General features: G+C 73.8%; 18 protein-coding genes. 9 read left to right on the top strand and 9 right to left on the bottom strand.

Features of this window, described 5'->3' with window-relative positions; translation table 11 throughout:
* Positions 1–92: 92 nt before the first annotated feature.
* The 4 genes from KV205_RS21560 to KV205_RS21545 form a co-directional block, all read right to left on the bottom strand.
* Positions 93–1004 carry a PfkB family carbohydrate kinase gene (locus KV205_RS21560; protein ID WP_265866157.1) on the bottom strand — a complete coding sequence of 304 codons (912 nt, stop codon included), beginning with the start codon at positions 1002–1004 and terminating at the stop codon, positions 93–95.
* Positions 1001–1912 carry a pseudouridine-5'-phosphate glycosidase gene (locus KV205_RS21555; protein WP_374214705.1) on the bottom strand — a complete coding sequence of 304 codons (912 nt, stop codon included), beginning with the start codon at positions 1910–1912 and terminating at the stop codon, positions 1001–1003. Before KV205_RS21555 ends, KV205_RS21560 begins: the two co-directional genes overlap by 4 nt.
* A 99-nt stretch (positions 1913–2011) precedes the next feature.
* Positions 2012–3202, bottom strand: a complete 1191-nt coding sequence (locus KV205_RS21550; RefSeq protein ID WP_265866155.1) for a hypothetical protein — start codon at positions 3200–3202, stop codon at positions 2012–2014.
* 4 nt (positions 3203–3206) lie between these two features.
* A complete protein-coding gene (locus KV205_RS21545) occupies positions 3207–4103 on the bottom strand; it encodes a hypothetical protein (RefSeq protein ID WP_265866154.1) in 897 nt (298 codons plus the stop codon).
* A gap of 471 nt (positions 4104–4574) precedes the next feature.
* On the opposite strand from KV205_RS21545, the gene KV205_RS21540 reads away from it, so the two are divergent.
* The 4 genes from KV205_RS21540 (at position 4575) to KV205_RS21525 (ending at position 8922) form a co-directional block, all read left to right on the top strand.
* Entirely contained in the window at positions 4575–4931 is a 357-nt protein-coding gene (locus KV205_RS21540) for a cupin domain-containing protein (RefSeq protein ID WP_265866153.1), read from the top strand.
* Positions 4932–5248: 317 nt separating this feature from the next.
* A complete protein-coding gene (locus KV205_RS21535; RefSeq protein ID WP_265866152.1) occupies positions 5249–6640 on the top strand; it encodes a discoidin domain-containing protein in 1392 nt (463 codons plus the stop codon).
* 12 nt (positions 6641–6652) lie between these two features.
* Positions 6653–7954, top strand: a complete 1302-nt coding sequence (locus KV205_RS21530) for an MFS transporter (protein WP_265866151.1) — start codon at positions 6653–6655, stop codon at positions 7952–7954.
* The gene (locus KV205_RS21525; protein ID WP_265866150.1) at positions 7951–8922 is read left to right on the top strand and encodes a hypothetical protein; all 972 of its coding nucleotides are present in this window, start codon (positions 7951–7953) and stop codon (positions 8920–8922) included. Before KV205_RS21530 ends, KV205_RS21525 begins: the two co-directional genes overlap by 4 nt.
* 169 nt (positions 8923–9091) lie before the next feature.
* On the opposite strand, the gene KV205_RS21520 is transcribed toward KV205_RS21525, so the two are convergent.
* Complete coding sequence (locus KV205_RS21520) at positions 9092–10387, bottom strand: MFS transporter (protein WP_374214704.1); 1296 nt, start codon at positions 10385–10387, stop codon at positions 9092–9094.
* A gap of 227 nt (positions 10388–10614) precedes the next feature.
* On the bottom strand, positions 10615–11184 hold the full coding sequence (locus tag KV205_RS21515) for a methylated-DNA--[protein]-cysteine S-methyltransferase (protein ID WP_265866149.1): 570 nt from the start codon (positions 11182–11184) through the stop codon (positions 10615–10617).
* Between the two features lie 161 nt (positions 11185–11345).
* Between KV205_RS21515 and KV205_RS21510 the strand changes: the two genes are divergently transcribed.
* From KV205_RS21510 to KV205_RS21490, 5 genes are all read left to right on the top strand, one after another.
* A complete protein-coding gene (locus tag KV205_RS21510; RefSeq protein WP_265866148.1) occupies positions 11346–12254 on the top strand; it encodes an MHYT domain-containing protein in 909 nt (302 codons plus the stop codon).
* Between the two features lie 83 nt (positions 12255–12337).
* Positions 12338–14491, top strand: coding sequence for an excinuclease ABC subunit UvrB (uvrB, locus tag KV205_RS21505; RefSeq protein ID WP_265866147.1), 2154 nt, complete (start codon positions 12338–12340; stop codon positions 14489–14491).
* A 154-nt stretch (positions 14492–14645) separates the two neighbouring features.
* Entirely contained in the window at positions 14646–15224 is a 579-nt protein-coding gene (locus KV205_RS21500) for a TerD family protein (RefSeq protein WP_265866145.1), read from the top strand.
* Between the two features lie 43 nt (positions 15225–15267).
* Entirely contained in the window at positions 15268–17229 is a 1962-nt protein-coding gene (locus KV205_RS21495) for a TerD family protein (protein ID WP_265866144.1), read from the top strand.
* 226 nt (positions 17230–17455) lie between these two features.
* Positions 17456–18433 carry a TerC/Alx family metal homeostasis membrane protein gene (locus KV205_RS21490; RefSeq protein ID WP_265866143.1) on the top strand — a complete coding sequence of 326 codons (978 nt, stop codon included), beginning with the start codon at positions 17456–17458 and terminating at the stop codon, positions 18431–18433.
* A 10-nt stretch (positions 18434–18443) separates the two neighbouring features.
* On the opposite strand, the gene KV205_RS21485 is transcribed toward KV205_RS21490, so the two are convergent.
* From KV205_RS21485 to KV205_RS21475, 3 genes are all read right to left on the bottom strand, one after another.
* Complete coding sequence (locus tag KV205_RS21485; RefSeq protein ID WP_265866142.1) at positions 18444–19616, bottom strand: hypothetical protein; 1173 nt, start codon at positions 19614–19616, stop codon at positions 18444–18446.
* Positions 19601–20890, bottom strand: a complete 1290-nt coding sequence (locus tag KV205_RS21480) for an MFS transporter (protein ID WP_265866259.1) — start codon at positions 20888–20890, stop codon at positions 19601–19603. Before KV205_RS21480 ends, KV205_RS21485 begins: the two co-directional genes overlap by 16 nt.
* Positions 20891–21032: 142 nt before the next feature.
* On the bottom strand, positions 21033–21689 hold the full coding sequence (locus tag KV205_RS21475; RefSeq protein WP_265866141.1) for an MBL fold metallo-hydrolase: 657 nt from the start codon (positions 21687–21689) through the stop codon (positions 21033–21035).
* Positions 21690–21718: the final 29 nt, after the last annotated feature.

Raw genomic sequence — 21718 nt, 5'->3', positions numbered from 1 at the left:
AGGACGCGTCGCCCGACGTGGGGCGCGAACGGGGTGTCAGCGCCCGCCGGGCGCACGACGATCCGGCCCGACGAGTGCCGGCCTTCCCGGGGTCATCCGGTGACCGTACCGCCGTCGGGGCGGGCGCCGACCGTCGTCACCGCGAGGGCGCCGGCCGCGCAGCCCGCCGTGGCCGCTTCCGTGGGGGAGGCGCCGGTGTGGAGGGCGGTGAGGAAGGCGCCGGTGAAGGCGTCGCCGGCGCCGGTGGTGTCGACGGGGGTGGCGGGTGGGGCCGGGACGTGGGCGGTGATGTGGCCGTCGGCGGCGAGGACGGCGCCGTGGGGGCCGAGGGTGACGGCGACCAGGGGGTAGTGGCGGCTGAGGGCCGCCGCGGCCTCGGCCGGGTCCGGGCGGCCGGTCAGGAAACGGGCCTCGTCGGTGTTGGGCAGCAGGCAGGCGGCGCCCGCCGTCGCGGCGAGGAAGGCCTCGGCGCCGAGGCCGGCGAGGAAACCGGCCGAGGCGGGGTCCACGCTCACCGGGAGACCCGCCGCGCGGGCGTCCCGCAGCACCCGGAGCGCCGTCGCGCGGCTGGGCTCGGCGAAGAAGAGGTAGCCCGACAGATGCACCCGGGCGACCCCGTCGAGCAGCGCCGGCGCCCAGTCGCCGGGTGCCAGCCGCAGCGCCGCTCCGCTGTCCGTCAGGAAGGTGCGCTCCGCGTCCGCGCCGACCAGCGCGATCACGGTCGCCGTCGGCGCCTCCGGGTCCGTCACAAGGAGCGGCCGGACGCCCGCGCGGCGCAGCGCCCGGTCGTGCCAGGAGGCGGAGTCGGTGCCGACCCGGGCCAGCAGACGCACGTCGGCGCAGCCCGAACGGGCCGCCCAGCACGCCACGTTCGCCCCCGCGCCGCCGGGCAGGGTGCGGATCCGGGCCGCCGTGTCGGTCGCCGCCGCGAGCGGGGCGTCGTGCCGGGCGACCACGTCCGTGACGACGTCCCCGACCACCAGGAGCGCCCCGGACCCGGTCACGGCAGCTCGCGGTACGCGGCGGCGATCCGGGCGGCGAGCTCCACATTGCCCCGTACCGCCGCCAGGTTCGCCTCCAGGGACGCGCCCTCCGTGTGCACCGTCAGATACTCCAGCAGGAACGGCGTCACCGCCTGCCCCGTGATCCCCTTCTCCCGCGCCGCGGCGAGCCCGGCCGCGAGCACCCGGTCGTGCAGGGCCGGGTCCAACTGCTCCGCGGCCGGTACGGGGTTGCCGACGACAAGCGCCCCGCGAGGCCCGCCCAGCTCGTCGCGCGCACGCATCACCCGCGCCGCCTCCGCCGGGGTCCGCACGGTCCAGTCGACCCGTTCGCCGGAGGAGGCGAGGTAGAAGCCGGGGAACATCTCCGTGCCGTAACCGAGCACGGTCACGCCAAGCGTCTCCAGGCGCTGCAGGGTCGCCGGCACGTCGAGGATCGACTTCACGCCCGCGCACACCACCGTGACGCCGACCTCGGCGAGCAGCCGCAGGTCCGCCGACTCGTCCTGGGTCTCGGTCCACTCCCGGTGCACACCGCCGAGGCCGCCGGTCGCGAACACCCGTATGCCGGCGGACTCGGCGAGCCAGGCCGTCGCCGACACGGTCGTCGCTCCCGAGGCCCCGCTCGCGAGCGCCGGCGCCAGGTCGCGATGGCCGAGCTTGCGCACCGACGGGTCCTCGGCGATCCGGGTGAGCGCGGGGGCGTCGAGGCCGATCCGGGCCACCCCGTCGAGCACCGCGATCGTCGCCGGCACCGCCCCGCCCTCGCGGACCAGCGCCTCCAGCTCCTCGGCCACGGCCAGGTTGCGCGGGCGCGGCAGGCCGTGGGCGATGATCGTCGATTCGAGCGCGACGACCGGGCGCCCCGCGTGGAGCGCCTCCCGTACTTCTTCGGACACCTGTGTGGACATGGTGGACATGCTGGATCTCTGGCGCGGCCACCCGCCCCGCAAACCTCACCGCAGAACATGGCGAACATCAGCCACAAGGCTCCTCAGCCGCAGGACACCTCAGCCACAGCCCGGCAGGCCGGGCAGCCGGGCCGCGTCCACCACCCGGATCACCGGGCGGGCGCCGGCGGTCTTGGCGTTGCCGACGCTGTACGCGAGGGCCAGCGCGTTCCCGGAGGCCGCGGCGTAGCCGTACGGGGGCGTGATCCGCGCGTACGAGCCGGAGCCGGAGCCGGAGGCAGGGCGGCGGTCCGGGTGTCCGAGGTCGAGGGCGTACGAGGTCTCCGGCGTGCGCCAGGTGACGAGGCGCCCCGCGATCCGCAGCTGGTCCATGCCGTCCGCGGCCGGGGAGGCGGTCACGGCGGCGTAGGGCCGGGCCTCGCCGGGGCGCCAGACCATCAGCCGGGGCGCCGTCTCGCCCTCGACCCACGCCCAGGTGGTGCCGTCCGAGGCGAGGGCGCGGATGTCGCGGAGGGCGGCGATCGGCGCGGGCAGCGCGGCCGGGCGCCCGTCCTTCAGGGCGACCGCCACCGGCCGGGTGTGCCCGCCCGCCGACTCCCGCCACACCAGCAGGCCGCCCGCCGCGAACGGCGTGTCCAGGACCGCCGTGCGCCACACGCGCGCGTGCCCGCCGCCACCGCCACCGCCACCGTCGGCGGCCGGCGCGGCGAACACCGAGGCCCGGCCCGTGCCCGTGCCCTGCGCCCACACGACGGTGCCGTCGCGGACCACCGGGCGGGGGAGCGGGCCCGGCCGGTCGGCGCGGGCGAGGCGCCGGGCCGTGCCGGTGACCGCGTCCCACACGTACAGGCTCCACGGGCTGTCGAGGGTCCGCCCCTCCAGGACGGCGAACGCGGCCCACCGACGCCCGTCGAAGTCGGCGGCGAGCAACTGGTGCTCGACGGGGTCGGCGAACCGCAGCAGGGTCCGGGGCGGGCTCCCGTCGCCCCGTACGAGCACGGCCCGCCGCCCCATGTCGCCGTTCCCGGTGAGCTGGAGCGCCGTCCAGCCCGGGCCGGTGTCCGTGAGGACCGCGCGCTGCCCGTCGGGCGGCCGGTACTCGCCGGCCGCGAAGGCCCGCTCCCAGGCGTCCGGCAGCGGCACCTCGCAGGCCGGGACCGTCCGCACGGCGGCGGCCCGTGTCGGCGCGGAGCTCGCCGGGCCCGGCGGGGCCCCGCCGCCCGGCGAGCACCCCGCGAGGAGGGCGCCCGCCAGGAGCAGGGCCGGGACGCGCGTCCGACGAAACGGCACGGTGCTACCAGACGTAGCCACGGCCGCCCATGATCGTGGTCAGGGTGTCGGAGGAGATGTGCGCGGACTTGGGCACCGGCCCCGCCCAGGAGATGACGCTCGTGCTCACCCCGCCGACCGGATCGAGGTAGTTGACCTGGCCGGCGGCGGTGTCCGTGTTGTAGCCGTCGATCGCGACCCAGTGGAAGATCTCGATGTTGGGGTGCCCCACCAGGTGCGGCCCGCCGGGCACCTCCCAGGCGTTGCCCGCGATGGCGTAGTCGTTGTCGGTGTTGTGGGTGATGTGCTGCTTGAAGGCGGTCTTGTCGGCCGCGGTGGGGGTGTAGGGCAGGGCGTTGGGCACGTAACCGGCACCGGGCAGCCGGTAGTTCAGCGCGTCGACCATCGGGTAGCCGGTGGGATCGGGCACGTTGATGTCGATCCCGTACCAGGCGGTGCCGGCCGTGGTGGTCTTCAGCAGGGTCGCCGCGTCCCGCTGGGAGCGTCCGCCGACCTCGTCGTGCGCGGACTGGGTGATGACCAGGGCGGCCGGGCCGCACCAGTAGGAGGTCTGCTGCGACTGGTGGATTCCGCCGGACAGCTTGTACCCGGCGAGCGCGCTCGTGGCGCCCGTCGTGTCCGCGGTGCCCGTGGTGCTCAGGGGACCCATGGCGCCCGTGGCGCCGAGGGCGTGCGCCTCCTCGTACGATCTCGCCGCCGCGGCCTGCTTGACCGCGGCGAGCCGGTACTGGGCCGGCGTCAGGTGCTGCGGCCCCAGGGTGTCGTGGGCGGCCTTGTAGTCGGCGCCGGGATCGGGCGCGGCGGCCGTGGCGGCCGTGGCGGCGGGGGCGGTGGTGGCGGCGGTCAGCAGGGCCGCCGCGCCGAGGACGGCGGCGCGGAGAAGGGTGGGGGTGGCCGACATCGCACTCTCCTGTCCGGAGTGGGGGGAGTTGTGGGGTTGTGGGGGAGTGGCTCTCGGGGAGTGTGCCGTCCTCGCCACCGCACTGCCAGGGGGCGCGGCGTGATCCCCCGGACCAACATTGGCCCCACCAAAGGCGCCTTCCCGGACCAGCGGTGATGCCCCCGGGCGCCCTCCGTCCGGCGGGCGGTTTTCGGCGCGCTTCACCCGTACGCCCGTTCGTCCGTTCCTTCGCGCACCGCTCCACGCGCGCGTGCGTACGCCTTGCGTACGGCTACGGAATCGGTGCCCGCCGGCCCCGTCGCCCAGCCCCGGAACGCCCCTTGGCGCACGGGCGCCGCGCAAACCCCCCGTACGGATTCCGTCGTGTCGAACGGGTTGACGAAGTGCCTGGTCGGAGCGGGAAACGGAGGGTCGAATTCCAGGAACTCCCGGGCGCGGAACGGCGTTCGGGCCCCGCTACAGTCACCGCCCATGACCACTCACGCGCAGCCTTCCTTCGCCGTCCACATCCCCGACGCCGAGCTCGAGCCCGAGCCGCTCGACCCCGGTCAGATCGTCTCCGGCACCCCCGAGGTGACCGGCAAGGTCCTGTGGGAGTCCGCCGACGGCAAGCAGCTCCGCGGCATCTGGCAGATCACCCCCGGCGTGGTCACCGACACCGAGGCGAACGAGCTCTTCGTCGTCGTCAGCGGCCGCGCCACGGTCGCGGTCGAGGGCGGCGCGACGCTGGAGATCGGCCCCGGCGACGCGTGCGTGCTGCGCGAGGGCGACCGCACCACCTGGACCGTGCACGAGACCCTGCGCAAGGCGTACCACATCAGCCTCTGAGGCCCCGCCGCCCGCCGCCCGCCCACGCGTGGCTCGGTCCCACGGCCTGTGAACACCCCTCCTCCCGAAGGCGGTTCACGGGTCTGGTAGGAAACCTTCCTATCCGCTAGCCTCACGGGCGGCGGCTTGGCGCGGCGCCCGCCTTCCCCGGACCCCTGACTCCTCGGGAAGCGGGCGTGACGCGCTCAGCGAGAGCTCTGACCCGGCCGCCGTGCACCGCGGCACGCCGCGTGGCGCCCCATCGCCACGCGGCCGGACCGCGCTGTCCGCACCGCAGTCCAGCTCTCGCCGTCCCCCCAGGCAAGGGAGCTCCAGGTATGCGCCTGTACGCCTCCGCCCCACCCCGCCGCACCACTCCGTCCCCCGCCTTCCTCCTCACCGTGGTCACCGCGGCGCTGTGTCTGATCGGCGGGCTGCTGCTCGCCGCCACCGGCCGCGCGGACGCGGCCGATCCGCTGCTGTCCCGCGGCAAGCCCGCGACCGCGTCCTCCATAGAGGACACCGGATACGAACCCGCCAAGGCCTTCGACGGCGACGGGACCACCCGCTGGGCCAGCGCCGAGGGCTCCGACCCGCAGTGGCTCAAGGTCGACCTCGGCGCCCCGTCCGCCGTCTCGCGCGTCAAGCTCGTCTGGGAGGCCGCCTACGCCAAGGCCTACCGCGTCGAGATCTCCGCCGACAACGCCACCTGGACCCGGCTCGCCACCGAGACCGCCGGCAACGGCGGCACCGACGACTGGACCGGACTGGCCGGAAAGGGCCGCTATCTACGGATCTACGGCACCGCCCGCGGCACCTCGTACGGCTACTCGCTCTACGAGGCGGAGGTGTACGGCACCCCGGACGGCACCACCCCGACGAGCACCCCGCCCACGACCCCGCCGCCCACGAGCCAGCCGCCCGGCACCGGCGCCTTCACCGTCGTCGCGGCCGGCGACATCGCCGCCCAGTGCACCGCCTCCAGCAGCTCCTGCGCCCACCCGAAGACCGCCGCGCAGGCCCAGCGGATCAATCCGGCCTTCTATCTGACGATGGGTGACAACCAGTACGACGACGCGCGCCTGTCCGACTACCGGAACTACTACGACAAGACCTGGGGCGTCTTCAAGGCCAAGACCCGCCCCGTGCCCGGCAACCACGAGACCTACGACCCGGCCGGCCCGCTCGCCGGCTACAAGTCGTACTTCGGCGCCATCGCCTATCCGCAGGGCGAGCCGTACTACAGCTACGACCAGGGCAACTGGCACTTCATCGCCCTCGACTCCAACTCCTTCGACGACCCCGACCAGATCCAGTGGCTCAAGGACGACCTCGCCCGCACCACCAAGGGCTGTGTCGCCGCCTACTTCCACCACCCGCTCTACTCCTCCGGCGGCCACGGCAACGACCCCGTCTCCAAGCCGGTCTGGCAGATCCTCTACGACGCCAAGGCCGACCTCGTCCTCAACGGCCACGACCACCACTACGAGCGCTTCGCGCCGCAGGACCCGAACGGCCGGGCCACCGCCGACGGCATCCTCGAGATCGTCGGCGGCATGGGCGGCGCCGAGCCGTACCCCATCGAGACCGTCCAGCCCAACAGCCAGAAGCGGATCAGCGGTCCGTACGGCGTCCTGAAGCTCGACTTCACCGACACCACCTACACCTGGCAGTACGTCGGCACCGACGGCCAGGTCAGGGACACCGGCCCGACCTACACCTGCCACTGATCGCCGCCGCCCATGTATCTCGCGACCACCGGTCGCCGGGACGTGCCGCCCGCCCCCACCGGGGCGCGGCGGCGCGTCTCCGCCACCGTCCTCGCCCTCGGCACGGTCAGTCTGGTCACCGACGTCTCGTCCGAGATGGTCACCGCGGTCCTGCCGCTCTACCTGGTGCTCGGCCTCGGTCTCACCCCGCTCCAGTTCGGCTTCCTGGACGGGCTGTTCAACGGCGCCACCGCCCTCGTCCGGATGGTCGGCGGGCACCTCGCCGACCGCGGCGGCCGGCACAAACGGGTCGCCGGCCTCGGCTACGCGCTCTCCGCCTGCTCCCGGCTCGGCCTGCTCCTCGCGGGCGGCGCGGCCGGTCTGATCGGCGCCGCGCTCGCCGCCGACCGGCTCGGCAAGGGCATCCGCACCGCGCCGCGGGACGCGCTCATCACCCTCGACAGCCCGCCCGACGCCCTCGGCCGCGCCTTCGGCGTGCACCGCGCCATGGACACCACCGGCGCGCTGCTCGGCCCGCTCGCCGCGTTCGCGATCCTGTGGGCCACGGCCGACGCGTACGACGCCGTCTTCGTCGTCAGCTTCTGCGTCGGGCTGCTCGGGGTGCTGCTGCTCGTGGTCCTCGTGCCCGGCGGCCCCCGCGCGTCCGTGGCCGACGCGCGCGCCGCGCGGCCGGTGCGGGAGCGGGGGCGGGTGCGGGGGCGGGTGCCCGCCGTGGGGCGGGTGCGGCCCGACGGTCCGGCCCTGCTGCGGGTGCCCGCCGTGCGCCGGGTCGCGCTCGCCGCCGCGCTGCTCGGCGCGGCCACGGTCGGCGACGCGTTCTTCTACCTCCTGCTCCAGCAGCGCACCGCACTCGACGCGACCTGGTTCCCGTTCCTGCCGCTCGGCGCCTCCGCCGCGTATCTGCTGCTCGCCGTGCCGGCCGGCCGCCTCGCCGACCGGACCGGCCGCCGACGCCCCTTCCTGTACGGGCACGGGGCCCTGCTCCTCGCCCTCGGCCTGCTCCTGGCCCCGGTGCCGGGCGCGCTGCTCCTCGTGGCCGTTCCGCTGCTCCTCGGGGTCTTCTACGCGGCCACCGACGGCGTCCTGATGGCGCTCACCGGCCCGCTGCTCCCGCCCGAGCGGCGGGCGAGCGGGCTCGCGCTCGTCCAGACCGCGCAGGCGCTCGCCAAGGTGGCCGCGGCCACCGGCTTCGGCGCCGCCTGGACCCTCTGGGGCCCGCGGCCCGCGCTGCTCCTGGCGCTCGCCGCGCTCACCGCCGCGCTGCTCGGCGCGAGCCGCCTGCTGCCCCGACCCCCTCGAAGGGACCCCTCATGAACCGGCGCCGTCTGTGGGCCCTCGTGCTCGGCTTCCTGATCCTGGCCGGCGGGGCCACCGCGTACACCGTGCGGGCCGCCGCCGGCCGCCCCGACAACGCCGCCGTGGCGGCCGACGCCGGGTTCGGGCTCGACGGGGCGCCGCCGGGCGCGCTCTGGTTCCGGGACACCGCGACCGGGCGGGTGGCCCGGCAGGACCCGGCCGCGCCCGGCGGCCGACTGGCCCTCGGGCCGCGCTGCGACCGCTTCCACGCCGCCGGGCCCACCGCGCTGTGCCTCCAGCGCCGCCCGGGGGTGCCGGCCCGCTCGTACGTCCTGGTGCTCGACCGGCGCCTGCGGGAGCAGAAGCGGATGAGCCTGCCCGGCATCCCCAACCGGGCCAGGGTCTCCGCCTCGGGCCAGGTGCTCGCCTGGACCACGTTCGCGACCGGCGACTCGTACAACACCTCCGCCTTCTCCACCCGCACCTCGATCCTCGATCTGCGCACCGGCTACCTGATCAAGAGCATCGAGCAGATCCCGCTCACCCTCGACGGGCGCCGCTACCACGCGCCCGACGTCAACTACTGGGGCGTCAGCTTCGCCGCCGACGACAACCGCTTCTACGCGACCGTCGGCACCCGCGGCCGCACCTACCTCGTCGAGGGCGACCTCGCGAAGTGGTCGGCGCGGGCGATCGAGGAGAACGTCGAGTGCCCCTCGCTCTCCCCGGACGGCACCCGCGTCGCGTACAAGAAGAAGGTCTCCACCGACCCGCGAGCGCCCTGGCGGCTGTACGTGCTGGACCTGGCCACCCGCCGCGCGCACCCCCTCGCCGAACCCCACTCCATCGACGACCAGGCCGCCTGGACCGCTCCCGACACGCTCTCCTACGCCTACGACGGCGCCGTCTGGAGCGTGCCCGCCGACGGCACGGGCGCGCCACGGGAGGTGGCGGCGGGCGCCACGTCTCCGGTGGTGCCGCGGTGAGCGGACCGGGGACGTCCGGGGGCCGGGCCCGCAGGGCTCAGGGGGCCTGGCACAGCATGGCCTTGGGCCGTGCGGGCCCAGGGGTGAGCCGCCCCGGCGGCCTGGGGCGGCTCCAGCACCAGGTGCCGCGGGCCTGTCCGGCCCCGATCCGCCGGGCGCGCCCGGCGGATCAGGCGCGGCGGAGTGCGCCGCGCGCCGCGAGGACGGTCATCGGGAGCAGCAGGCAGGCGCCGACGAGGTTGAGCCAGCCGTAGCCCGCCTGGGAGACGATCAGGCCGGCGGCGAGGCCGCCGAGGCCGGCTGAGGTGTTCATGATGAAGTCGGAGAGGCCCTGGACGGCGGCGCGGGCGGCCTGCGGCACGGAGTCCGTGAGCAGCGCCGAGCCGGAGACCAGGCCGGCCGACCAGCCGAGACCGAGGACGAACAGGCCGAGCGCGGTCTGTCCGTGGCTGGGTCCGGCGGTGCCCGCGAGCAGTGCGGCGGTGGCGAGCAGCGCCACGGCGAGGCCGATCACGGCGAGCCGACCGAGCCGGTCGGACAGCCAGCCCATGACCGGCGAGAAGGCGTACATGCCGGCGATGTGGCCGCTGATCACCAGTCCGATCAGCCGGATCCCGGCACCGTGGTGGCTCAGCGCGACCGGGGTCATCGACATGATCGACACCATGGCGGTGTGCGAACCGGCGACCGTCACCAGAGCCAGCCGGGCCCGCGACGAGGCCCGCACCGCGCGCAGTCCGGCCTTCAGGGAGCGCCCGTCGGCGGCCGCGGCCTCCTCGGGGCCGGCCAGTGCCCGCGCGGTGAGCAGGGGGTCGGGCCGGAGCAGCGCCGCCACCATGGCGGCGGCGACCACGAACACGCCGGACGCCCACACGAAGGGCCCGGCGGCGGCCGGGATGCCGAGGCCGGAGACGCTCTCGCCGGCCGGGGCGGCGATGTTGGGGCCGAGGACGGCGCCGATGGTGGTGGCCCACACCACGGTGGAGATGGCCCGGGCCCGCCGGTCCGGCTCGGCCAGGTCCGCGGCGGCGAACCGGGCGGCCAGATTGGCCGAGGAGCCCGCGCCGAAGCCGACCAGGCCGGCCAGGAGCAGCGGGAAGCTCCCGGCGGTGGCGCCGAGCACGGCGACCGCCGATCCGAGGGCGCCGACCAGATAGGCCAGAACCAGTCCCGCCCGCCGCCCGCGCCGGGCCATCAGCGAGGCCAGCGGCATCGCGAGCAGGGCGGGCCCGGCGACCGTCGCCGTCGACGCGAGCCCCGACAGCGCCTCCGTACCGCTGACCTCCTTGGCCAGGACCGCGGCGAGCGCCACCCCGATGGCGATGCCGAGCCCGCCCAGGATCTGCGTGGCGATCAGCACGGCCTGTATCCGGCGCCGCAGCGCGGGCAGCCGCTCGGGAGAGACGGACTTCGATATCCCCCCGGCCAGCAGGGCGGCGTCAGGGGCGTCTGGGGCTGTGGTCACTTACGCAGTGTGCCAGCCACCCCGCGGCCTGGGAACGCCCAGGTGCCGCCCACCGCAGCACCCATGGGCGCCGGGCCGGACCCGGCACCTGCCGGGCGCGTGACGGCGTCCCCCATCCCACGCGCGCCGCACCCCCGGTCCGGGTCGTACGCCTGTCCGTGCCGCGTCGGCCCCGGCCCCCCGGACCCGCCCCCAACCACCACCACCGCACCGCCGCGAACCGCCCCTCAGAACAGCGGCTCCGGCAGCACCCCCTCCAGCGCGAGCAGCTGCCGCTTGGTCTCCAGGCCGCCGCCGAAGCCGCCGATGCCGCCGTCGCTCTCCACCACCCGGTGGCACGGCACGACCACCGGCAGCGGATTGGCGCCCATCGCCGCGCCGACCGCCTGGGCGGCCGCCGGCCGGCCCACCCGGCGGGCCAGGTCGCCGTATCCCACCACCGTCCCGAAGGGGACGGTGGTGGCCAGTTCGCGCAGCACCTGACGGTTGAATCCGGTCACCAGGGACCAGTCGAGCTTGACGTCGAAGCTCCGGAGACTCCCGGCGAAGTAGGCCGCGAGCTGCCGTATCGGCTCGGCGAGGCGGCCGGAGGGGAGCTCCACGAGGTCCGCGCCCAGCGCGCCGGCGAGCCGGTCGAGGGCCCGCTCGCGCACCCGCGGGTCGGCGTGGAAGACCACGCTCACGAGTCCCCGCTCCGTCGCGGCGAGCAGCAGGGGCCCGATGGCGCTGGGCACCACCGCCCACTCCACCCGTCCCCGCTCCGGCCCGGCCGGCGTCCCCGGCATCTCCTGCTCCATGCCGCCCACCGTACGACCCGCCACCGACAACCGGTCCGGACTTTTCCCGGACCCCATGGCCGGACGGCCTCGGCGGACGCCATAATCCGATAGCACTACTCAGCGGTACCGACTGTTTTCGGACGAACGAACGTGGCACTCGGGGTGGAGGACGGACGCTGATGCAGGGCACGGTCGACGGATTCAGCTACGGACTGGTCACGCCGGTGGCGGCCTTCCTCATGGCCTGCCTCGGCGGCGCCCTGGGCCTGCGCTGCACCACCAGGTCGCTGCGCCACCGGGACACCTTCAAGGCCGGCTGGCTCGCGCTCGGCGCCACGTCCATCGGCACCGGCATCTGGACCATGCACTTCATCGCCATGATGGGCTTCTCCGTCCGGCAGGCCCCGATCAGCTACGACCGGCCCATCACCTTCGCCAGCCTCGGCGTCGCCATCCTCATGGTCGGCATCGGCATCTTCATCGTCGGCTACCGCGGCGCCACCCCGCTGACCCTGGTCACCGGCGGCACCATCACCGGCCTCGGCGTCGCCACCATGCACTACCTGGGCATGGCCGGGATGCGACTGCACGGAGAGGTCCGGTACGACACCCTCACCGTCGCCCTCTCGGTGGTCATCGCCGTCGTGGCCGCCACCGCCGCCCTGTGGGCCGCCGTCTCCGTGCACGGCTTCCTCGCCAGTCTCGGCGCCAGCGTCGTCATGGGACTCGCGGTCAGCGGCATGCACTACACCGCCATGGCCGCCGTCGACGTGCGGCTGCACGGCACCGCCGCCGCCGGCAGCGGCGACAGCGCCACCTCGCTCCTGCTGCCCATGCTGATCGGCCCCGGCGTCTTCCTGCTGCTCGCCGCCGTCGTCGTGATGTTCGACCCGCTGCTCGTCATGGGCGAGCCCGACTGGCAGCGCCCCGGCGGCCGCGGCGGCTACCCCAACCACCTCCCCGGAGTCCCCGCCCCGCGCCGCGCCGCGGCCTACGGCGAGCCCGCCAACTGGTCCGCCGCCCGCCCCGCCGCGCGCTCCGGCCGCCGCGCCGCACACCGCGGCACGTACCGCTCCCAGGACTGGTAGGGGACGGGGCGCGGAGCAGGCGACGGGACCGCCGACGGGGCGATCGCACCCCGGCTGTCAGTGCCGGGTCGTACGGTGGTCACATGCGGCCCGTTTCCAAGATCGAACGTACGGTGGCGCCCTTCGAGGTCGTCAGCCCCTACCAGCCCAGCGGCGACCAGCCTGCGGCCATCGCCGACCTCGACCGGCGCATCCGCGCCGGCGAGAAGGACGTCGTGCTGCTCGGCGCCACCGGCACCGGCAAGTCGGCTACCACCGCCTGGATGATCGAGAAGCTTCAGCGCCCCACCCTGGTGATGGCGCCGAACAAGACGCTGGCCGCCCAGCTGGCGAACGAGTTCCGCGAGCTCCTGCCGAACAACGCGGTGGAGTACTTCGTCTCGTACTACGACTACTACCAGCCCGAGGCGTACGTCCCGCAGTCCGACACCTACATCGAGAAGGACTCCTCGATCAACGAGGAGGTCGAGCGGCTGCGCCACTCCGCCACCAACTCGCTGCTCACCCGGCGCGACGTCGTCGTGGTCGCCTCCGTCTCCTGCATCTACGGCCTCGGCACCCCGCAGGAGTACGTGGACCGGATGGTCTCCCTCAAGGTGGGCGACGAGATCGACCGCGACCAGCTCCTGCGCCGCTTCGTCGACATCCAGTACAACCGCAACGACATGGCCTTCGCCCGCGGCACCTTCCGGGTGCGCGGCGACACCATCGAGATCTTCCCGGTGTACGAGGAGCTCGCCGTCCGCATCGAGATGTTCGGCGACGAGATCGAGGCCCTGTCGACCCTGCACCCGCTCACCGGCGAGGTCATCAGCGACGACGAGCAGCTGTACGTCTTCCCCGCCAGCCACTACGTCGCGGGCCCCGAGCGCATGGAGCGCGCGGTCAACGACATCGAGACCGAGCTGGAGCAGCGCCTCAAGGAGCTGGAGAAGCAGGGCAAGCTCCTGGAGGCGCAGCGGCTGCGCATGCGCACCACCTACGACATCGAGATGATGCGCCAGATCGGCTCCTGCTCCGGCATCGAGAACTACTCGATGCACTTCGACGGCCGCGAGCCCGGCTCCCCGCCGAACACCCTCCTCGACTACTTCCCCGAGGACTTCCTGCTCGTCATCGACGAGTCGCACGTCACGGTCCCGCAGATCGGCGCCATGTACGAGGGCGACGCCTCCCGCAAGCGCACCCTCGTCGACCACGGCTTCCGGCTTCCCTCGGCGCTCGACAACCGGCCGCTGAAGTGGGAGGAGTTCCAGGAGCGGATCGGCCAGACCGTCTATCTGTCGGCCACCCCCGGCACCTACGAGCTGTCCCGCTCCGACGGCTTCGTCGAGCAGATCATCCGCCCCACCGGCCTCGTCGACCCCGAGGTCGTCGTCAAGCCCACCGAGGGCCAGATCGACGACCTGGTGCACGAGATCCGGCTGCGCACCGAGCGCGACGAGCGGGTCCTCGTCACCACCCTCACCAAGAAGATGGCCGAGGACCTCACGGACTACTTCCTGGAGCTCGGCATCCAGGTGCGTTATCTGCACAGCGACGTCGACACCCTGCGCCGCATCGAGCTGCTGCGCGAACTGCGCTCCGGCGAGTACGACGTGCTCGTCGGCATCAACCTGCTCCGCGAGGGCCTCGACCTGCCCGAGGTGTCCCTCGTCGCCATCCTCGACGCCGACAAGCAGGGCTTCCTGCGCTCCGGCACCTCGCTCATCCAGACCATCGGCCGCGCCGCCCGAAACGTCTCCGGCCAGGTCCACATGTACGCCGACACCATCACCCCGGCGATGGCGCAGGCCATCGACGAGACCAACCGGCGCCGCGAGAAGCAAGTCGCCTACAACAAGGCCAACGGGATCGACCCGCAGCCGCTCCGCAAGAAGATCAACGACATCGTGGCCACCATCGCCCGCGAGGAGATCGACACCGAGGAGCTGCTCGGCACCGGCTACCGCAAGGGAGGCAAGGACGGCAAGGGCGCCAAGTCCCCCGTCCCGTCGCTCGCCGCCCACGCGCCCAAGGCCACGTCGGGCAAGGCGGGCAAGGCCGCGAAGTCCGGCGCGACCCTGGAGCTCGGCGACCGGCCGGCGGCCGAACTCGCCGGAATCATCGAGGAGATGACCGACCGGATGCGGGCCGCCGCCGCCGAGCTGCAGTTCGAGGTCGCCGCCCGGCTCCGCGACGAGGTGTCCGAACTCAAGAAGGAGCTGCGCCAGATGAAGGAGGCCGGACTCGCCTGACCGCCGCCCCCCACTGCCCTGAGGACGGATCCGGAGGACGGCCCCGCCGCCACGGCCCGGTGTGTTGCAAGACCGACACAAAACCGGGCCTCTCCGGGCACGGTGTCAGTGCCCCTGCGTAGGGTGCTGCTCACACCGATGAGAGGGGCAGCGCGTGACGGTCAACATGACCAAGGGGCAGGCCATCAGCCTGGAGAAGAAGGACGGCGGCAGCCTGACGTCCGTACGGATGGGGCTCGGCTGGCAGGCGGCACCCCGCCGCGGCCTGTTCGGCTCGCGCACCCGCGAGATCGACCTCGACGCCTCCGCGGTCCTCTTCGCCGACAAGCAGCCGGTCGACGTGGTCTTCTTCCGCCACCTGGTGAGCGACGACGGCTCGGTCCGCCACACCGGCGACAACCTGGTCGGCGGCGTGGGCCAGGGCGGCGACGACGAGGCGATCCTGGTGGACCTCCAGCGGGTCCCCGTCCACATCGACCAGATCGTGTTCACGGTGAACTCCTTCACCGGCCAGACCTTCCAGGAGGTGCAGAACGCGTTCTGCCGCCTCGTGGACGAGACCAACGGCCAGGAGCTCGCCCGCTACACGCTCAACGGCGGTGGCCAGTACACCGCCCAGATCATGGCCAAGGTGCACCGGGCCGGCTCCGGCTGGCAGATGACCGCCCTGGGCAACCCGGCCAACGGCCGGACCTTCCAGGACCTGATGCCGAGCATCTTCCCGGTCCTGTAACCCGGCGCCGCAGCGCCCACGTTCGCAACGAGAGACGGAGCAGATGACCGCCGAGCTGGTCCGGGGGCAGAACCACCCCCTGCCCCACACCCGCCTGGAGATCCGGGTCTCGGCCGGTCATCCGGTCCTCGCCGCGGCCACCCTGGGCGACGAGCAGGGCCGGGTCGCCGGCCCCGAGGCCCTCGCCCACCCGGGGGCCGCCGAACTGCCCGGCGTGGAGGTGCCCCGGCAGGCCGCCGCCCGGCACCGGCTCGCGGTCGACCTGGAGGCGGTGCGCGACACCGTCCACCGGGTCTCCGTCCTGCTCGCCCTGCCGCTCGGCACCGGCGGGCCCACCCGCTTCGGCGCCTCGGCCGCGCCCGTCGTCACCGTCACCGCACCCGACGGCACCGGCATCGCCGACTACACGATCACCGGACTCGACCGCGAGTCCGCCGTGGTCGCCCTGGAGCTGTACCGCCGCCAGGACAGCTGGAAGGTCCGCGCGGTCGGCCAGGGGTACGAGGGCGGGCTCGCCGCCCTCCTCGCCGACCAGGGCCTCGACCGCGCCCCCGAACTCGCCGGCTCCGTCCTGGACGCCGTCGCCCAGGGCCTGGCCCGCGCCGTGCCCGCCCCCGCCCCGCGCGCCGAGGACGCCGCCGGCCGGGTCCCCGAGGGCGAGCGCGCCCACCAGGCCGCCCAGACCCAGCCCGCCGTCCCGGTCCAGCCCCCGGTCACGCCGCCGCCCCCGGCCCCGGTCCAGCCCCCGGCCGCGCCGAGCAGCGGCGGGCCCATCGACTACACCCACCCGCGCCGCCGCCCGGCCGCCGCCGCGGCCCCCGGCCCCGCGCCGCAGCAGGACGCCGCCCCCGGACCGGCCCCCGCCGACTTCCCGCCGCCCGTCGCCGGCGACGCCAGCGGCTGGACCATGGACGAGCGGCTCTACAACCAGGTGTGGGGCATGTTCGAGGACCTGGCCCGCGCCACCGCCGCCTACCGCAGCGCCTGCAACTTCGCCGAGTCCCGGCTCGACCAGGAGCTCGACCGGGTCCTCTCCGACCCGCGCAGCCGCATCGGCGGCGCGGGCGACGCCGCCCGCGCCGCGGCCAAGGCCAAGCACGACGAGCTCACCGACCGCGCCCAGGAGGCCCTGGACCGGGACCTCGCCCAGCTCACCGCCGAGTCCGAGGTGGTCGAGCCCGCCCTGCCCGCCGCGTACGCGCGCTGGGACAGCCCCGTCTGGCAGGCCTACCGGGTGCCCATGGAGCCCCCGATGGCCGTCCGCCTCGGCGACCTCCACCTCCCCGAGCGCACCGGCCTGCGCGTCCCCTTCCTGGCCCGCCTCCCGCTCGCCCGCGGACTCTGGGTGGACTCCGGGCGCGGCCACTCGGAGGCGGCGATGCTGCTCGACGAGGCCGAGCTCCGCCGGCTCGCACTGGAGAGCGCCGTCGCGCACGCGGTGCGGCTGCTCGCCGTGCATCCCGCGGGCCGCTTCCGGGTCCGGGTGATCGACGCGGCCGGCGCGGGCGCGCACGCCTTCGCTCCGCTCGTCGAGGCGGGCGTCCTCGCCGGCCCGCCGGCCGCCGGTGCGGCCGGGGTCTCCGCCGTACTCATGCAGCTCACCGAGCGGGTCGACCTGCTGCAGATGGCGTCCCGCGCCGGGGCCGCCGAGGACCTGCCGCCCGGTCTGGACACGGCCGAGGAACTGCTGATCGTGCACGACTTCCCGCACGGTTTCGACGACCGCTCGGTCAACCAGCTGCGCTACCTCGCCGACGAGGGCCCGTCGGTCGGCACCCATCTGCTGCTCGTCGCGGACCGGGCCGACGCGGCGGCGTACGGGCCGGTGCTCGACCCGCTGTGGCGCTGCCTGACCCGGCTGACCCCGGTGCCCGACGACCACCTCGCCGACCCCTGGGTCGGGCACGCCTGGACGTACGAGCCGCCGGCCTTCCCGGCGGGCAGCTCGATACTGCGCCAGGTACTCGCCCAGCTCTCCGACTCCCGACGGCAGTGGGGCCCCTGACCCTCTGACCTGCACTCTTGGTGCGCCTTTACCCATCCCTTTACCAATCCTTGGGTATTCGGGTAGTCTCCCCTCAGCGGAGGGGAGTACTCCCCATGCGCGGCGTACCCGTCAATACGGACAGGTCGGACACCTGGTCCCGGGGCGTCGGCCCGGGCGACCCGGGTGGAAGAGACCTCCGGCAACGACGAGGCCGATCCGTCGGCCGTACGACGCCGGAGGCGCAGTGGACGTTTCTGTGACCCTGTGGGTGCTGACCATTCTCGGTCTGGGCGCCCTGATCGCGATCGACTTCTTCATCGGGCGCAAGCCCCATGACGTGTCGACCAAGGAAGCGGGCATCTGGACGGGCGTCTGGATCGCCCTCGCGGCCCTGTTCGGCCTCGGCCTGCTGGTCTTCGGCGACAGCAAGGCATCAGGGGAGTTCTTCGCCGGATTCATCACCGAGAAGTCGCTGAGCGTCGACAACCTCTTCGTCTTCGTCCTGATCATGGCGAAGTTCTCGGTGCCGTCCCACCTCCAGCAGCGCGTGCTGCTCGTGGGCGTGCTGATCGCCCTGGTACTCCGCGCGATCTTCATCGCCGCCGGCGCGGCGATCGTCGCCGGCTTCTCCTGGGTGTTCTACCTGTTCGGCGCCTTCCTCATCTACACCGCCTGGAAGCTCATCCAGGAGGCCCGCTCCGACGAGGAGGAGGACGACTTCGAGGAGAACCGCCTCCTCAAGTCCATCGAGAAGAAGTTCGGCGTCGCCGACCGCTACCACGGCACCAAGCTCTTCATCCGCGACAACGGCAAGCGGGTGCTGACCCCGCTGATGATCGTCATGCTGGCGATCGGCACCACCGACGTGCTGTTCGCCCTCGACTCCATCCCGGCGATCTTCGGCCTCACCCAGGACCCGTACATCGTCTTCACCGCCAACGCCTTCGCCCTGATGGGCCTGCGCCAGCTGTACTTCCTGATCGGCGGCCTGCTGAAGAAGCTGGTCCACCTCAGCTACGGCCTGTCGGTGATCCTCGGCTTCATCGGGGTGAAGCTGGTGCTGCACGCGCTGCACGAGTCGGGCGTCCACGTCCCGGAGATCTCCATCCCGTTCTCCCTCGCTGTCATCTGCGGCGTGCTGATCGTCACGACGATCACGAGCCTGATCGCGACGAAGAGGGAGACGGGGCGGGAGGCCGAGCGGAAGGCGGTCGAGGCCTGAGGACGCGCAGTCAGTTCACGCAGCCGGTGACGGCGGGGCTGCTGCCCGAGCAGTTGGAGGGCAGGTTGTCCGTCACCGGCGTCGCGGTCAGGGACACGGTGCCACCGTCGTTGTAGACGCCGCCGGGGGCGCTGCGGGACTGGTTGTGGGTGACCGAACTGTTCCGCAGTGTCGCCGCTGCGCCGGCACCTGAGTTCGTGATGCCGCCGCCCTGGCCACCGTCCCCCAGCGACCTGTTGGCGAAGACGGTGGTTCGCTCGAGCGTCAGGGCGCCTCGGTTGAGGATCCCACCGCCGGCGGGGCCGCCGTCCCGCTCGAAAGCCGTGGTGTTGCCCCGGACCAGCGTGTCCGTGAGCGTGGCCGTCGCGTCGGTTCGGATCGAGATGCCGCCGGCTTCCTCCCCGTCGGCGTTGTCGGTCACCCGGCTGTTCGTGAGGGTCAGAGTGGCGTATGCCTCGATGCCGCCGCCGATGTTCCTGGCGGTGTTGCCGTTGATCGTGGTGTTCGAGAGCGTCGTGGGGCCGAAGGCTTCCACGCCGCCTCCGCTCTCGGTCGCGTTGTTGAAGCTCACCGTGCTGTTGCGCAGGATCAGCGTGCCCCCGGAGACGATGCCGCCACCGGGGCCGGTGGCCAGCGATTGGTTCCGGGTGACCTCCACGGTGTCCAGGGTGGCCCGGCTGCCCGTATCAACGGCGAGCCCGCCGCCGCCCGCGCCGCCGGACGTCGACCGGCCGTCGCGCACGGTCAGATTCCGCAGGGTGAGGTTGCCGCCCGGGCCCTTGACCTCGAGGATCCGGAAGTTCGGCGCCGTGGACGCGCGCCGGATCGTGCTCTTGTTGCCGACGATGTCGATCTCGCTCGTGACCAGCGGCAGGCCGTTGCCCGGGTTGTCCGCGACAGTGAGCTGGTAGGTGCAGCCGAACGACAGATACAGCGTGCTCGGCCCGGGCGTCGTGTTCGCCCGGGTGATGGCGTTGCGCAGTGCCGTCGCGCTGCACGGGACGAACTCCTGGGCATGGGCGGTGCTTGGGACGGCGACGGCCGCCGCGACCGCGGAGGTCGCGACGGCGAGAACGGCGAGCCTGGACAAGAGGGTGCCTCCGAATCGGTATTCGACTACTTTGCGTAACGTAAATAGTGCGGAAAGTAGTCGCAATCGGGAGGCGGCTATGCGGGCGCGCACTCCCGCTCCGCCACCTCCTCCGCCCGCGCCGGCAGCGTCTCCGGCAGGAGCGCGAAGCAGGCCAGGCTCACCAGCGCCACCCCCGTCAGATAGGCCGCCACGCCCCACGGCGGGCCGTCGCCGCCGTCGGAGACGGCCGTCGCCACGATCGGGGTTAGCGCGCCGCCGAGGACGCCCGCCAGGTTGTAGCCGACGGCCGCGCCGGTGCAGCGGACCCGGGGCTCGTACAGCTCCGGGAGGTACGCGGCGACCACGGCGAACATCGTGATGAAGCCGAGCAGCGAGCCGAGGAAACCGAGGAACATCAGCAGCGGGCGCGCGGTGTGCAGCAGCGCGATCATCGGGAACATCCACAGGGCCGAGGCCGCGCAGCCCGCCAGGCACAGCGTCCGCCGCCCGTAACGGTCGCCGAGCAGCGCGAAGACCGGGGTCAGCGCCCCCTTGATCGCCACCGCCGCCATCACACAGGTCAGCATCACCGTGCTCGGCACCCCGAGCCGCTCGGTGCCGTACGCCAGGGCCCAGGTGGACACCGTGTAGAAGACGGCGTAGCCGACCGCGAGCGCGCCCGCCGTGAGCAGCACGAGGCGCCAGTGGCCCCGGGCGACCTCCCGCAGCGGCGCGCTCGCCTGCTTGCCCTCGGCGGCCAGCGCCTCGAACTGCGGGGTCTCCGCGAGCGAGGAGCGCAGCGCGAGGCCGGCGGCCGCGAGCAGCCCCGCCGCCCAGAACGGCACCCGCCAGCCCCAGGAGCGGAAGTCCGCGTCCCCGAGCCCGGCGGTCAGGGCCAGCATCACCCCGTTGGCGAGCAGGAAGCCGACGGCGGGCCCGATCTGCGGGAAGCTCGCCCACAGCGCCCGGCGTCCCGCCGGGGCGTGCTCGGCGGTCAGGAGCACCGCCCCGCCCCACTCGCCGCCGAGGCCGAGGCCCTGGAGGAAGCGCAGGACGAGCAGCAGGATCGGCGCGGCGACGCCGATGCTCTCGTACGTGGGGACGCAGCCGACCGCGACCGTGGCGCAGCCGGTCAGGAGCAGCGAGGCGAACAGGACCGGGCGGCGTCCGTAGCGGTCGCCGACATGGCCGAAGACGACCGAGCCGAGCGGCCGGGAGAGGAAGCCGATCGCGAAGGTGCCGAAGGCGGCGAGGGTGCCGGCGACGGGGGAGAAGGTCGGGAAGAAGAGCGGTCCGAGGACGAGGGCAGCGGCCGTCCCGTAGACGAAGAAGTCGAAGAACTCGATGGCGGTGCCGACGAGCGAGGCGGCGGCGAGCCGCCCCATCGAGGGCGCGGGGCGGGCCGTGGGCGGCGACGGAGCGTGACCGGTGTGCATGTCGCGCCCACTACCCGCCCGCCGTCCGGGTTACGGGGGCGCGCGGGAGCGCCCCCGGTGTCACCAGGGGCGCCTTGCCCGTGCCCGGGGGCTACCAGCCGCGCTCGCGCCACTCCGCGAGGTGCGGGCGCTCTTCACCGAGGGTGGTGTCCTTGCCGTGGCCCGGGTAGACCCAGGTCTCGTCGGGGAGCCGGTCGAAGAGCTTGGTCTCCACGTCGTGGAGCAGGCTCGCGAAGGCCTCGGGGTCCTTCCAGGTGTTGCCGACGCCGCCGGGGAAGAGGCAGTCGCCGGTGAAGACGTGCGGGTGCCCGTGCGGGTCGTCGTAGATCAGCGCGATCGAGCCGGGGGTGTGGCCGATGAGCCGGCGGGCGGTCAGCTCGACCCGGCCGACCCGGATCGTGTCGCCGTCCTCCACGAGCTCGTCGGTTCCGACGGGGATGCCCTCCGCGTCGTACGCCCCCGCGTACGTACGGGCGCCGGTGGCCGCGACGACCTCGGCGAGGGCCTGCCAGTGGTCGCCGTGCCGGTGGGTGGTGACGACGGCGGTGATGCCGTCGTCGCCGATCAGCGTGAGCAGGGTGCCGGCCTCGTTGGCCGCGTCGATCAGCAGCTGCTCGCCGGTGGTCCGGCAGCGCAGCAGATACGCGTTGTTGTCCATCGGACCGACCGCGACCTTCGAGATCATCAGATCGGTCAGCTCGTGCACGTCGGCGGGCCCGCCGACCTTCACCGCTCCGCTGTACGTCATGTGATCAGCCTAGCCCCGGCCGCTGACGG

It is taken from the genome of Streptomyces sp. SKN60 (genome assembly GCF_026236535.1).
Lineage (GTDB): Bacteria > Actinomycetota > Actinomycetes > Streptomycetales > Streptomycetaceae > Streptomyces.
The sequence above is the reverse complement of the archived record's forward strand: the minus strand, read 5'-3'. Positions and strand labels throughout refer to the sequence as shown.

What these genes read in the sequence shown, in the direction of transcription:
- KV205_RS21495 (WP_265866144.1), top strand. Translation starts at nt 15,268, where the DNA reads ATGACCGCCGAGCTGGTCCGGGGGCAGAACCACCCCCTGCCCCACACC.
- KV205_RS21475 (WP_265866141.1), bottom strand. Translation starts at nt 21,689, where the DNA reads ATGACGTACAGCGGAGCGGTGAAGGTCGGCGGGCCCGCCGACGTGCAC.
- KV205_RS21525 (WP_265866150.1), top strand. Translation starts at nt 7,951, where the DNA reads ATGAACCGGCGCCGTCTGTGGGCCCTCGTGCTCGGCTTCCTGATCCTG.
- uvrB (WP_265866147.1), top strand. Translation starts at nt 12,338, where the DNA reads ATGCGGCCCGTTTCCAAGATCGAACGTACGGTGGCGCCCTTCGAGGTC.
- KV205_RS21555 (WP_374214705.1), bottom strand. Translation starts at nt 1,912, where the DNA reads ATGTCCACACAGGTGTCCGAAGAAGTACGGGAGGCGCTCCACGCGGGG.
- KV205_RS21530 (WP_265866151.1), top strand. Translation starts at nt 6,653, where the DNA reads ATGTATCTCGCGACCACCGGTCGCCGGGACGTGCCGCCCGCCCCCACC.
- KV205_RS21510 (WP_265866148.1), top strand. Translation starts at nt 11,346, where the DNA reads ATGCAGGGCACGGTCGACGGATTCAGCTACGGACTGGTCACGCCGGTG.
- KV205_RS21535 (WP_265866152.1), top strand. Translation starts at nt 5,249, where the DNA reads ATGCGCCTGTACGCCTCCGCCCCACCCCGCCGCACCACTCCGTCCCCC.
- KV205_RS21540 (WP_265866153.1), top strand. Translation starts at nt 4,575, where the DNA reads ATGACCACTCACGCGCAGCCTTCCTTCGCCGTCCACATCCCCGACGCC.
- KV205_RS21480 (WP_265866259.1), bottom strand. Translation starts at nt 20,890, where the DNA reads ATGGGGCGGCTCGCCGCCGCCTCGCTCGTCGGCACCGCCATCGAGTTC.
- KV205_RS21515 (WP_265866149.1), bottom strand. Translation starts at nt 11,184, where the DNA reads ATGGAGCAGGAGATGCCGGGGACGCCGGCCGGGCCGGAGCGGGGACGG.
- KV205_RS21545 (WP_265866154.1), bottom strand. Translation starts at nt 4,103, where the DNA reads ATGTCGGCCACCCCCACCCTTCTCCGCGCCGCCGTCCTCGGCGCGGCG.